At 37.9% G+C, this 12,164-nt stretch carries 12 protein-coding genes; 11 read left to right on the top strand and 1 reads right to left on the bottom strand.

All coding sequences use genetic code 11. From position 1 onward, the window contains the following. Nucleotides 1-10 precede the first annotated feature (10 nt). From JK139_RS12280 to JK139_RS12230, 11 genes are all read left to right on the top strand, one after another. The gene (locus tag JK139_RS12280; protein ID WP_218331392.1) at nt 11-601 is read left to right on the top strand and encodes a TetR/AcrR family transcriptional regulator; all 591 of its coding nucleotides are present in this window, start codon (nt 11-13) and stop codon (nt 599-601) included. Continuing rightward, complete coding sequence (paaE, locus tag JK139_RS12275; RefSeq protein WP_218331391.1) at nt 601-1,728, top strand: 1,2-phenylacetyl-CoA epoxidase subunit PaaE; 1,128 nt, start codon at nt 601-603, stop codon at nt 1,726-1,728. The genes JK139_RS12280 and paaE overlap by 1 nt, the downstream gene beginning before the upstream one ends. A gap of 61 nt (nt 1,729-1,789) precedes the next feature. Next, on the top strand, nt 1,790-2,767 hold the full coding sequence (gene paaA, locus JK139_RS12270) for a 1,2-phenylacetyl-CoA epoxidase subunit PaaA (RefSeq protein WP_074417959.1): 978 nt from the start codon (nt 1,790-1,792) through the stop codon (nt 2,765-2,767). Between the two features lie 29 nt (nt 2,768-2,796). Next, nucleotides 2,797-3,153, top strand: a complete 357-nt coding sequence (gene paaB / locus JK139_RS12265; protein ID WP_081300470.1) for a 1,2-phenylacetyl-CoA epoxidase subunit PaaB — start codon at nt 2,797-2,799, stop codon at nt 3,151-3,153. 35 nt (nt 3,154-3,188) lie between these two features. After that, nucleotides 3,189-4,028, top strand: a complete 840-nt coding sequence (gene paaC / locus JK139_RS12260; RefSeq protein ID WP_228733218.1) for a 1,2-phenylacetyl-CoA epoxidase subunit PaaC — start codon at nt 3,189-3,191, stop codon at nt 4,026-4,028. Next, the gene (paaD, locus tag JK139_RS12255) at nt 4,022-4,528 is read left to right on the top strand and encodes a 1,2-phenylacetyl-CoA epoxidase subunit PaaD (RefSeq protein ID WP_074417958.1); all 507 of its coding nucleotides are present in this window, start codon (nt 4,022-4,024) and stop codon (nt 4,526-4,528) included. Before paaC ends, paaD begins: the two co-directional genes overlap by 7 nt. A gap of 9 nt (nt 4,529-4,537) precedes the next feature. Continuing rightward, nucleotides 4,538-5,311 (top strand): enoyl-CoA hydratase-related protein, encoded by a 774-nt coding sequence (locus JK139_RS12250; RefSeq protein WP_074420179.1) that lies wholly within the window; start codon nt 4,538-4,540, stop codon nt 5,309-5,311. Nucleotides 5,312-5,322: 11 nt separating this feature from the next. Further along, nucleotides 5,323-5,745, top strand: coding sequence for a hydroxyphenylacetyl-CoA thioesterase PaaI (gene paaI, locus JK139_RS12245; RefSeq protein ID WP_074417956.1), 423 nt, complete (start codon nt 5,323-5,325; stop codon nt 5,743-5,745). Next, nucleotides 5,742-6,347 carry an acyltransferase gene (locus tag JK139_RS12240; protein ID WP_074420180.1) on the top strand — a complete coding sequence of 202 codons (606 nt, stop codon included), beginning with the start codon at nt 5,742-5,744 and terminating at the stop codon, nt 6,345-6,347. The genes paaI and JK139_RS12240 overlap by 4 nt, the downstream gene beginning before the upstream one ends. A 42-nt stretch (nt 6,348-6,389) precedes the next feature. Further along, nucleotides 6,390-7,397, top strand: a complete 1,008-nt coding sequence (obgE, locus tag JK139_RS12235) for a GTPase ObgE (RefSeq protein WP_074420181.1) — start codon at nt 6,390-6,392, stop codon at nt 7,395-7,397. Between the two features lie 334 nt (nt 7,398-7,731). After that, nucleotides 7,732-8,151 carry a hypothetical protein gene (locus tag JK139_RS12230; RefSeq protein ID WP_068246008.1) on the top strand — a complete coding sequence of 140 codons (420 nt, stop codon included), beginning with the start codon at nt 7,732-7,734 and terminating at the stop codon, nt 8,149-8,151. 84 nt (nt 8,152-8,235) lie between these two features. Here JK139_RS12230 and JK139_RS12225 read toward each other — a convergent pair whose 3' ends face one another. Next, nucleotides 8,236-12,027, bottom strand: a complete 3,792-nt coding sequence (locus tag JK139_RS12225) for a DEAD/DEAH box helicase (protein WP_074420182.1) — start codon at nt 12,025-12,027, stop codon at nt 8,236-8,238. Nucleotides 12,028-12,164: the final 137 nt, after the last annotated feature.

The raw sequence follows: 12,164 nt of genomic DNA, 5'->3' as shown, positions 1-12,164 counted from the left end.
TTTTTGCAGCATGGGAAGAATTAAAACCGACACCAATAACTCTCGTAAAGAAGTAATTGTAGCCAAAGCCGCTACTTTATTCAAAGAAAAAGGTTACAAAGCAGCCAGTATGCGTGAACTGGCTGATATTGTTGGCGTAGAAGCCGCCAGCCTTTACAACCATATTAAAAGCAAAAGTGAATTATTACACGAAATATGTTTTAGTGTAGCCAATCGCTATGGGCATTTTATGGAAACTGTAGAAGCTGAAACTTGCAGTAGTATTGAAAAAATAGAAAAGATTCTCCGTTTTCATATACATGGCATGATTGATCATTTTGATGAAGTATATGTGAGCGATCGGGAATGGAAATACCTTGAAGATCCCTATCTGTCTAATTTCCAAAATCAGCGGCGTACTTATCGCAAACGTTTTGCTGCCATTATAGAATCGGGTATTCAAAAAAAAGAAATAAAACCCATCGATGCAACTACAGCGGTGCTGATTATGTTGCATGCCATCAGCGGCATTGAAAGCTGGCACAGAAGTAAACAACGCATTAGTGGTGATGTATTAGAAGAAAATATGATTACCATTCTGGTAGGCGGATTGAAAAATTAATGGATAGTACTCAATCAACCAGTTTCCCCAAATCATTAATTAAATCATTCGTTGTGGCACATTTTTATCCGGTAAAAGTGAATGAAGTATACCATGAAACCGATACGGCTGTTGTAATTGGTTTCGATATTCCAGATGAACTGAAGGCTGCATTTGCATTTACCGCAGGTCAGTACATTAACCTCCGGACATATATCAATGGGGAAGAAGTCAGGCGATCTTATTCACTGTGTTCTGCTCCTTCCGAACAACGGTGGCGTATTGCTGTAAAATTGTTGCCGGATGGTATTTTTTCAAATTATGCATTTCATTGTTTAAAACCCGGCGATAGTATTGAACTAATGCCCCCCATGGGTAAATTTTTTACCCCTTTACATCCCGAACAGCAAAAAAAATATGTTGCATTTGCTGCAGGAAGTGGTATTACGCCCATTTTATCCATCATTACCGCTACTCTGCAAACCGAAACTAAAAGTAGCTTTACATTAGTGTATGGCAATAAAAGCCGTGCTGATATGCTATTTAAAGAAGCCTTGGAAGCACTGAAAAATAAATACATGGATCGTTTTATACTTATACCTGTTTTTAGTAGGGAAAGAGTAGAAAGTCCATTGAACGAAGGACGCATTGATGCGCCAAAATGTGCTGTTTTAGCCAAACAGGCAATTGATCTTTCTGCCAGCGAATTTTTTATTTGCGGCCCTTTTGAAATGATTACCATTGTTAAAGATTTTTTGCTGCAAAAAGGTATTGCTGAGCAACATATTCATTTTGAGCTGTTTACTGCCTTGCATGCCAAACCAAGAACTGCAGCTATTGTTTATCAGGTGAATAAAAGTGTGTCTGCCAGTAAAGTTACCTTACAGTTAGACGGGCGTAGTTTTCAATTTCCATTGGCTGCTAATGGCATGAGTATTTTAGATGCAGCCCAGCAACAGGGCGCCGATGTGCCTTATGCCTGCAAAGGTGGTGTATGTTCAACCTGTCGTGCTAAACTATTAAAAGGTAAGGTAAATATGGAGGTAAATTATGCCTTGGAGCCTGATGAAGTGGCTGCGGGTTTTATACTTACCTGCCAAAGTCATCCTGCTTCTGATGAAGTTTGGGTAGATTATGATGCTAAATAAACTAACAATTGTTAGTAAATAGCCTGTATTTTTCTTATATTTGAAATCTAAATGGTTGGTTATGGATACAACAAAATTATCAGAGCAGTTTCAGCAAAAAATAGATAAGGATATAAAAATTGAGCCGCAGGATTGGATGCCGGATGAATATCGCAAAACATTAATTCGCCAAATATCGCAACATGCTCACAGCGAAGTGGTGGGTATGTTACCCGAAGGAAATTGGATTACCCGTGCCCCATCACTCAGGCGAAAAGCCATTTTATTGGCCAAAGTGCAGGATGAAGCCGGCCATGGCCTCTATCTGTATGCTGCTGCCGAAACACTGGGTATTACTCGCGACGAAATGTATCAGCAGTTACACAGCGGCAAAGCAAAATATTCTTCCATATTTAATTATCCCACCCTCACCTGGGCCGATATGGGTGCCATTGGCTGGCTGGTAGATGGGGCTGCCATCATGAATCAGGTGCCTTTATCGCGCTGCTCTTATGGGCCTTATGCCCGTGCAATGGTAAGGGTTTGTAAGGAAGAGAGTTTTCATCAGCGGCAGGGTTTCGAAATTCTTTTAACTTTATCGAAAGGCAATGCTGCACAACGTAAAATGTGTCAGGATGCCATCAACCGTTGGTGGTGGCCTTCGTTAATGATGTTTGGGCCTTCCGATAATGATTCACCACATACTGCGCAAAGCATGCAGTGGAAAATTAAACGATTTACCAACGATGAGTTGCGCCAAAAATTTGTAGATGTATGTGCTGAACAGGTAAAGTTTTTGGGAATGACCTTGCCCGATAAAGATTTAAAATGGAATGAAGCAAAACAGCACTATGATTTTGGTGCCATTAACTGGGATGAATTTTGGAATGTGGTAAAAGGCAATGGCCCCTGTAACAAAGAAAGATTGGCAACCCGTGTACAGGCATGGGAAAATGGTGCCTGGGTTCGGGAAGCTGCTTTAGCGTATGACGAGAAAAAAGCAGCAAGGCAGTACCGTTATAATACAACACAGGTTGAAAGCAAAATGCCTGTAGGATAGTTGAATTCATCATTTTTAAAGTAACTTTTATGTTGCAGTTAATAAAAAAATATTATTATGGCGATTATGGTGAAATTGAAGGGGGTGCTGCCCCGGCCTCTAATTCCCGTGAATGGCCTTTATGGGAAGTATTCATCAGAAGCAAGCAGGGGCTCGATCATAAACATGTGGGTAGTTTACATGCTGCAGATGCTGCTATGGCAATTGAGAATGCCAGAGATGTGTATACCCGCAGAATGGAGGGCATAAGTATTTGGGTGGTTGAAAGTAAATACATTCATGCATCTAATCCCGATGAAGCGGATGCTTTGTACGATCCCGCTAACGATAAAATTTATAGGCATCCCACTTTTTATCAGCTGCCCGATGAATTGAAATATATGTAGTGCCTTGCACCGCCGGTTTTTTAAAAGAATTTTTCATGGAGTCAGATACAATTGTTATGAATGAAACAGCAATTACAGATGCATTGATTGATTGCACACTGCAATTGGCAGATGATAGCTTAATTATGGGACATCGCTGCAGCGAATGGTGTGGGCATGGCCCTGTTCTGGAACAGGATATTGCTTTAACCAATATTGCGTTGGATTATGTAGGGCAATCTCGCAACTTATACCAATATGCAGCTTTGTTATTGGAACAGTTACCCAAAGAAAAGGCACTATCGTTGGTAGATTTTGATATCATACCTGAGTATATAACAGAAGACAGCCTGGCTTATTTACGCGATGTGGGTGCTTTTAAAAATCATTTGTTGTTTGAACAGCCCAACAGTGATTGGGCCCAAACCATACTTAAAATTTTCTTTTTCAGTGTGTATCGGTTTTATCTTTTTCAACAATTACAAAATAATGCTGATGAGCGATTGGCTGCCATTGCAGAAAAATCAATAAAGGAAGTAACCTATCATTTGAAGTGGAGTAGCGAATGGGTGATTCGTTTAGGAGATGGTACTGATGAAAGTAAATTTCGTATGTTGCAGGCCATTGATGCCTTATGGCCTTTTGTGGGCGAATTGTTTGAACCTGCAGGATATGAAACTCTATGCTATCACTCAAATATGCTGACTTTTGAAAGGCTTCGTTCAGATTGGCTGAATAAAATCAATCAAATTTTCGAAACAGCAACCTTGCCACCACAATCAATTGGCTGTTGGCATCAAACCGGTGGAAAAAACGGTTATCATTCTGAACATTTGGGTTATATACTTGCTGAAATGCAATTTTTACAAAGAACTTTTCCCAATGCAATATGGTAAATGTATCCAATCATACTGAAGAAGCAATATGGCAGTTGCTGGAAACGGTAAAAGATCCCGAGGTTCCGGTGCTTTCTGTGGTTGATTTAGGTATTGTAAGAAAGGTTATCATTGAAGATGAAAACACAATTTCAATTGCTGTAACACCAACGTATAGTGGCTGTCCGGCCATGGATGTAATTCGAATGCAATTGCGAATATTGTTATTGGAAAATGGGTTTAAACAGGTAAATATTCAGCAGGTACTGTCACCTGCCTGGACTACAGACTGGATGTCTGAAAAAGGAAAGGAACAACTAAAAGCTTACGGCATTGCCCCACCGCTACCTAAACAAACAGTCTGCCATCCCGATGCTTTTCAGGAAGAAGAAGCCATTCAGTGCCCGTACTGTTTATCTTACCATACCCGTTTGGTTTCCCGATTTGGAAGCACAGCCTGTAAAGCATTGTATCAATGTTTGGATTGCAAAGAACCTTTCGATTATTTTAAATGTCATTAATCAAAAACAATGGCTGAAATTAATTTTGAAATACACAACGGTATAGCCTTTATTACACTAAACAGGCCTGAAAAGTTAAATGCTTTTAATCGATCTATGGCCTTACTGCTGCACGAAAAATTAAATGTTTGTATGGATGCATCTGTTCGCTGTGTATATATTACAGGCGCCGGTAAAGGTTTTTGTGCCGGACAGGATTTGGAAGAAGTAATGGATCCAAATGGTACTGGAATGGATAGGATTTTAAAAGAACAGTTTAATCCTATTATTACCCGATTACAAGAGTTACAAAAACCCGTTGTGGCTGCAGTGAATGGAGTTGCGGCCGGTGCCGGCGCCAATATTGCGCTGGCATGCGATATTGTTGTGGCGCATGAACAAGCATCCTTTATCCAGGCTTTTTCTAAAATAGGATTAATACCCGATAGCGGTGGCACTTTCTTTTTACCGCGTTTAATTGGCTGTCAAAAAGCAATGGCATTGATGCTTTTGGGCGATAAAGTTACTGCTGCCGATGCCTGTAATATGGGTATGATTTATAAAACATTTGCTGCCGATGTATTTGAAACAGCATCCAAACAATTAGCTCTTACCTTAGCCACCATGCCTACCCGGGCATTGGCGTATATTAAACAAGCAGTGCATTTATCTGCCGTTCAAACGCTGGAGCAGCAATTGGCATTGGAAGATCAGTTACAACAAAAAGCGGCCGCTACGAACGATTTTAAAGAAGGCGTAGCCGCTTTTATGCAAAAAAGAGTACCCAATTTTAAAGGCAATTAAATAATTCAACCATGCAAGTGCAAAGTAGTTTTGAACAGGTGGTGCAGCAAATGATGAAAGATGACCTTTTTTCACAATGGCTGGGTATTCAGGTATTGGAGGTAAAAGAAGGGTATAGTAAAATTTCAATGTTGGTAAGGCCAGAAATGATGAACGGTCTGGGTATTGTGCATGGCGGTATTGCCTTTTCGCTTGCCGATAGTGCATTTGCATTTGCCTGTAATAACCGCAACCAATTATCGGTGGCATTAGATACCTCCATTCAATTTTTGAAACCGGTGCATGTGCATGATATATTAACTGCTGAAGCTGTTGAATTACATAATGGAAAAAGTACAGGTTTGTATTTAATTAAAATTTTTAATCAAAACCAACACCTGATTGCTTTATTCAAAGGCACCTGTTTTAGAACCTCAAAAAAAATAATACCATGATTTATCGGTTTCGTCAGCATATACCCGTTATTCATCCTTCTGCATGGGTGCATCCACAGGCAGCCGTAACCGGAAATGTAATGATAGGCAGTGATGTGTATATAGGACCGGGCGCCGCCATTCGGGGCGATTGGGGTAAAATAATCATTGAAGATGGTTGCAATGTGCAGGAAAACTGTACCATACACATGTTTCCCGGTGTAACGGTTGTTTTAAAACAGGGTGCCCACATTGGGCATGGAGCCATTATTCATGGTGCTACTATTGGCGCCAATTGTTTAGTAGGTATGAATGCAGTGATAATGGATAATGTTGTATTGGGTGATGAATGTATTGTTGGGGCATTATCATTCATCAAAGCAGATACTGCATTTGAACGCCGAAGTTTAATTTTTGGCAATCCTGCCAAAAAAATAAAAGAGGTGAGTGATGATATGATGCAATGGAAAACGGAAGGCACAAAATTGTACCAATCACTACCCGCACAAATGCGGGAGCATTGGGCAACTTGTGAAGCCATTACTGAAATTCCGGTTCAGGTTGGAGAACAGGATCGTTCCATTGCTTACAAAACATGGAATGAATCAAAACCCAATCAGTAAATACATTGCCGTACCTTTGTATTTCAATCATGCTGTTATATTGTGTCTGAAAAAAACAATTTCATAGATTATATCCGGGTTTTTTGTCGCAGTGGTCATGGTGGTGCCGGTGCCAAACATTTCATGCGCAATAAATTAACTGCAAAAGGTGGCCCTGATGGTGGCGATGGTGGTCGCGGTGGTCATATCATATTACGTGGTAATGCCAATTTATGGACGTTACTGCATTTGCGTTATTACAAAAATGTGCTGGCAGAGAATGGTGAACCGGGATCAAAAAATAATTGTACCGGACATGACGGTGCGGATATTATTCTTGAAGTGCCTCTGGGAACCATTGCAAAAGATGAATTGACCGGTAAAATTGAAGCTGAAATTTTAGAAGATAAGCAGGAAGTAATTTGGTTGAAAGGGGGTAGAGGCGGTTTAGGGAATGCCAATTTTGCTACACCTACCAATCAGGTCCCGGAGTATGCCCAACCCGGCGAACCGGGAACGGAGGGCTGGAAATATTTAGAATTGAAAGTGTTGGCCGATGTGGGTTTGGTGGGATTTCCCAATGCAGGAAAATCTACTTTATTAAGTATAATTACTGCTGCAAAACCTAAAATTGCCGATTATGCTTTTACCACCTTAATTCCGCAATTAGGAATGGTGGAATATCGGGATGGCAAAAGTTTTTGTATTGCCGATTTGCCTGGTATTATAGAAGGCGCTGCCGAAGGCAAAGGTTTAGGGCATCGTTTTTTACGGCATATTGAACGCAATTCGGTATTGCTTTTTTTAATACCTGCCGACAGTAATGACCATGTAGCGGAGTTTAAAGTTTTATTGGAAGAATTAACCGCTTACAATCCTGAAATGCTGCAAAAAGATTTTATGATTGCTATTAGTAAAGCCGATATGCTTGATGAAGAATTAAAAGAAGCCATCCAACAACAATTACCATCCCATATACCTCACCTGTTTATATCCTCTGTAACCGGTCAGGGTTTAATGGCCTTAAAAGATGCGCTCTGGCAAATGTTGAACAAGCCTCTTTCAGCATAAACAATTCGTTTTTGCCGGATACTTTTAAATGTATATTTATTTATTATATGTATTATTTTTGGTGAAATATTATTAAAAATACAAACGATCGTTAGTGTTTTGTTTGGTAACAATTCGTTAATGTGACAATTTTTTGTGTATTGGGTTACCTTTTTTCTATTTTTGTATTAATAGTTGAAATGAAGTAGGCCTTACTGATTTTTTCTTCAACGCACCGCTTGCCTACTATGAAATACACCATCTGGTTGGTTGTCAAATGAAATCAAGTTTTTTTAATTAAAAAAGATGCTTCGGCATCGGCGGGAAATTATTATTTCATTTAAAACCAAAAAACATGAAAAAAGTAGCATTAAACAAAGTAGCCAACAAATTTTTTGCAGGTAGTTTAGTAGCAGCAGCATTATTTTTATCAGTACATGCACATGCAGCCAACAACATTACCAAAGCAGAAAACGACAACAACAAAGTTCAAATTAAATATACCGGTAGTAATGATGAGTATTTAAATTTTACTGTATCATATTCCAATCCAACCGGTAACAAATTTGATTTAACTTTTTATGATGAAAGTGGCGATGTAATTTATTCTAACACTTTTAAAGATCAGAATTTTGTAAAACGTTTCAGCGTTCCAAAATCTGCTTATCAAAAGTTAACGGTGGTGGTTAGCAATGCCAATGGTGTTGACCAAAAGAAATTTGATATTGCTATTCGTACCAAACAAGTGGATGATGTAAAAATCAGCCAACTGTAATAGTGTAAATTAAAAATTTTGTAAAAAGAAAAAGCTATTGCAAACAAATGTTGCAATAGCTTTTTTGATGGGTTGCAATGCTTTTTAGCTAAATAAATATTCCAGATCTTCTCTGCTCAGTGATTTTACAAAGCCTTCATCATCTGTTATTAAATCTCTTGCAAGGGCTCTTTTTCTTTCCTGAAGGTTTAAAATTTTATCTTCTACCGTATCAGTACAGATCATGCGATAAGCAAAAATATTTTTGGTTTGTCCAATGCGGTGTGTTCTGTCAATGGCTTGTTGTTCTACTGCCGGGTTCCACCATGGGTCAACAATATACACATAATCGGCAGCGGTTAAATTTAAACCAACGCCACCGGCTTTCAGTGAAATAAGAAATACCCTGCAACTTTCTTCATTTTGAAAACGTTCAATGGCTTTTTGCCTGCCTTCTGCCGATGTGCTGCCATCAAAATATTCATAATCAATACCCAGTTCATTTAATTTTTCTTTGATGAGTGCCAGCATACCCAAAAACTGTGAAAATATTAATGCCTTATGGTTACTGATGTTTTCAGTAATTTCTCTGCCCAATTCTTCCAGTTTAACCGAAACATTCGGGTACTTTTCATCTTCTTTAATAATGGCCGGGCTATCGCAAATTTGCCGTAGTTTCATTAAGCCCTGCAGAATGGTTAACTGCGATTTTTGAACGCCTTGTGTATCTACCACACCCAGAATTTTTTCACGAAAATCATTTCTGTATGCATCGTAAATTTTTCGTTGTTCTGCACCCATTTCGCAAAATAAAACCATCTCCTGTTTTTCGGGTAGATCCTGCGCCACCTGTTCTTTGGTTCTTCTTAAAATAAATGGGTATAATAATTTTCGAAGATGTTCTTTCTGTTCTTTTTCATTAAACTTATCGATGGGTATGGCAAATTCCTGTTTAAAAAATTCAACCGTACCCAACATGCCCGGATTTAAAAAATTCATCTGTGCAAAAATGTCGAATGTGTTGTTTTGAAGCGGTGTACCACTTAAGCATAGTCTGTTTTTCGCCTTCAGTAAACAGGCTGCTTTTGTTACTTTGCTGGAAGGGTTTTTAATTGCCTGACTTTCATCCAATACCACATAATCGAAAGGTATTTCTATAAATTGTTTAATGTCGCTACGTAAAGTGCCATACGTTGTAATGATTACATCGTAATTGGTATTGGTTAATGATTCTTTTTCTCTGGCTCCGCCATGATGCACGTAATGTGATAATTCAGGCGTAAATTTTTTAATTTCATTTTGCCAGTTAAACATCAGCGTAGTAGGACAAACCACTAAGGTTCTTAAATGGCCTTGTTCTTTTTTGATATGATACATAAATGCCAATGCCTGAATGGTTTTACCCAAACCCATATCATCTGCTAAAATTCCACCCCATTGTACTTCGCGTAAGTAATTTAGCCATTGAAACCCACTTTCCTGATAAGGCCTTAAAACACTTTGTAAGTGTGCCGGAGCAGGTGTAGGCTGAATGGCATGATTATCTTTTAATTTTTCATATTTTTTTTCTAATTGAATAACTAATTCTTCGTCGTTACGCTGCGCATATAGTTCTTCTATTATACCAAAATGATACTTGCTTAGCTTCATGTTGATGTTCTTTCCTTCACCAATTCTAAAAAGCAGCGCATATTTTTTTAGCCATTCTTCGGGTAAAATTCCCAAAGTGCCGTCGGCAAGTTGTACAAACTGTTGTTTGTTTGCCAATGCTTTTTTTACATCTGCTACAGTAATTTTTTGTTCGCCAAACTGAATTTCTACTTTGGCATCAAACCAATCTGTATGTGAACTGATGAAAATTTTGGTAGAAGGTTTTGCGGTATTGAACCTGAATTTTTTCAGGCTTTCAAAACCATAAATAGGTGTTGCCCTATCTTTTAAAGTATCTATAAAAAGAAAGAACCAATTGTTTTTAAGTACATCAACTCCCTTTAACGCCAATGCAGTTCCGCTATCAGATTGTAAGAAATGGGAATGGAGTTTTTGTATTTCCTGAATAAATGATTGCTCTGCTTCTGTATTGCGATAAATCATTAAAATTGTATCGCCCTGAGGTATAATTATTTTTTCATTATCGCCTGGTTGTATCTGGTAACCCTGGTAAGTGAATATGGGTTGAAACAATAAGTAATCGCCCTTTTCTTTTAGCAGAACGCCTGTTTCGGGTTTACTGTCTCTTACTTCTTTTTTGCGAATATTTCCAAATTGTATGTTGTATTGTTTAGAAAGCGGAATGATGAATTGCTCTAATTTATTTTTCCATTCTTCTGCTGCAATCACAATTTGCCCATCCGGCAAAAATTGTTCAATCAATAAAATATCTTCCGGTCGTTCCCAGTTATAAAATCTGCCATTATTTAAAAATATAAATGGGGTATTTATTTCGTTTTCATTTACACTAATTCTGCCAACAGGTAATTTGGCATAACATTCTATAATGTATTGATTATCTTTTTGCTGAATAAAAAATTCAGGTACAAGTGTTTGCTGTTCAAATTCAGCCGGTTCAATATTTGCGGTAGTAAAATTTTTTCCGGCGGGTAAATAGAAAGTAAAATTACTCTCGGCCAGTTCAACAAATAATTTTTTGAATTTAGGGTGCAGGTATTCGTTAATCAGATGTTTGGTTTCTTCCGGCAATTCATCGCCATGTTGCTGAATAATATTATCCCAAATGCCGCTGAATGGTGAGTTTCTGGTTAAATATCTGCTTACTTCTGTTGGTAATAATTTACGTAATTGTTGTACTAAAATTTTATCCTCTTCATTAAAAACTTCCGTATTAACAAATTTATTTAAATCAACTTTTTCAATTTTACCGGTGTATTTGCTAAAGTCTTCATCAATTTCTCCTTGTATGGCATCTACTTGTATGTATGGGTATTGTGGTTGATTTAATATAATAATGGTACCCAACTTCTGTTGTATTTTGCCGATAATGGTATTGGTTTCCTGAACTGCCTGTTCGGCAACATGATTTTGTTGCTGGTTTCTTTCTGCAAGATATGCAGGCTGAGGTACCAATTCGGTATGTGTATTTTGGGTAATGCGTTTAATAGATGGATCTAATACTTTTAAAAATGGCTTTCCATTGGTATAAGTAAACTCAAATTTGCCGGATAAGTCATCAGTTAATGCATAGCCATAGAGTGATAATAGTTTATTTTTTTCATTGTCCCAATTTCTGATGGAATCAAAATAATTGGGGCCATAATTATTGAGTAATTGAAGCAGTACAATGGTTTTATGAACACATAAAGGGTGATGTGTATCACTGTTACAATTACATCCTGTATCAAAATTGCGTTCTTCATTTTTTTGCAGAAAAATGGTGAACTTTTGTTGATCAATGAATAGTTCGGCAACTACTTTTTCATCTTTTGCTTCAATAATATTGGCAGTATTGGAACGAACAAAATTTTCCGCAAAAAAATAGTTCTCCTGGCCGGCGAGCATGCGGATAAGCTTTACGTCTAAAACTTTCATTTTAACAACCGTATGCTTTTGGTCGTAACTAATGTCTTTTTCGCCCAATAAATTTTTATCAATCATTTCCTGCAACTGGAATAATGCACCGGCTTTGTGCCTGCAAATTTCAGTTAAGTTATAAGGACAGGTACAACGAAGCGAAAGTGTTTTGGGATCTTTATAATGTTGAATATAAACTTTGTAAAAAGTACCGTAGGTATCGTCTTTTACCCTGAAAACAACGCTGTTCATTAAAGCATCATGTTCAATCAGTTCTACGTTGCCGGATGCATGTATTTTTTTTCCACGGCGAATGACTTCTTCGGCTCCGTTATTATAAATATGCTTAATTAAATAGGGTAATGCCATAATTCCTGAACACTGCTAATATGAATAATTTGCTTTTCAAGGATGCCTTTTTTTACTGAAAAGTGCAATTTGCAAATTTACGGCTTTGTTGCGTAGCAGGTGTCAAAAATTTTGATTATTATATGAAATGTTTGTTA

This window comes from Hydrotalea lipotrueae (assembly GCF_019249625.1).
Lineage (GTDB): Bacteria > Bacteroidota > Bacteroidia > Chitinophagales > Chitinophagaceae > Hydrotalea > Hydrotalea flava.
This window is presented reverse-complemented; position numbering and strand designations above follow the sequence as displayed.

Coding starts and splice junctions, on each gene's coding strand:
- JK139_RS12280 (WP_218331392.1), top strand. CDS start 11: ATGGGAAGAATTAAAACCGACACCAATAACTCTCGTAAAGAAGTAATT.
- paaE (WP_218331391.1), top strand. CDS start 601: ATGGATAGTACTCAATCAACCAGTTTCCCCAAATCATTAATTAAATCA.
- paaA (WP_074417959.1), top strand. CDS start 1,790: ATGGATACAACAAAATTATCAGAGCAGTTTCAGCAAAAAATAGATAAG.
- paaB (WP_081300470.1), top strand. CDS start 2,797: ATGTTGCAGTTAATAAAAAAATATTATTATGGCGATTATGGTGAAATT.
- paaC (WP_228733218.1), top strand. CDS start 3,189: ATGGAGTCAGATACAATTGTTATGAATGAAACAGCAATTACAGATGCA.
- paaD (WP_074417958.1), top strand. CDS start 4,022: ATGGTAAATGTATCCAATCATACTGAAGAAGCAATATGGCAGTTGCTG.
- JK139_RS12250 (WP_074420179.1), top strand. CDS start 4,538: ATGGCTGAAATTAATTTTGAAATACACAACGGTATAGCCTTTATTACA.
- paaI (WP_074417956.1), top strand. CDS start 5,323: ATGCAAGTGCAAAGTAGTTTTGAACAGGTGGTGCAGCAAATGATGAAA.
- JK139_RS12240 (WP_074420180.1), top strand. CDS start 5,742: ATGATTTATCGGTTTCGTCAGCATATACCCGTTATTCATCCTTCTGCA.
- JK139_RS12230 (WP_068246008.1), top strand. CDS start 7,732: ATGAAAAAAGTAGCATTAAACAAAGTAGCCAACAAATTTTTTGCAGGT.
- JK139_RS12225 (WP_074420182.1), bottom strand. CDS start 12,027: ATGGCATTACCCTATTTAATTAAGCATATTTATAATAACGGAGCCGAA.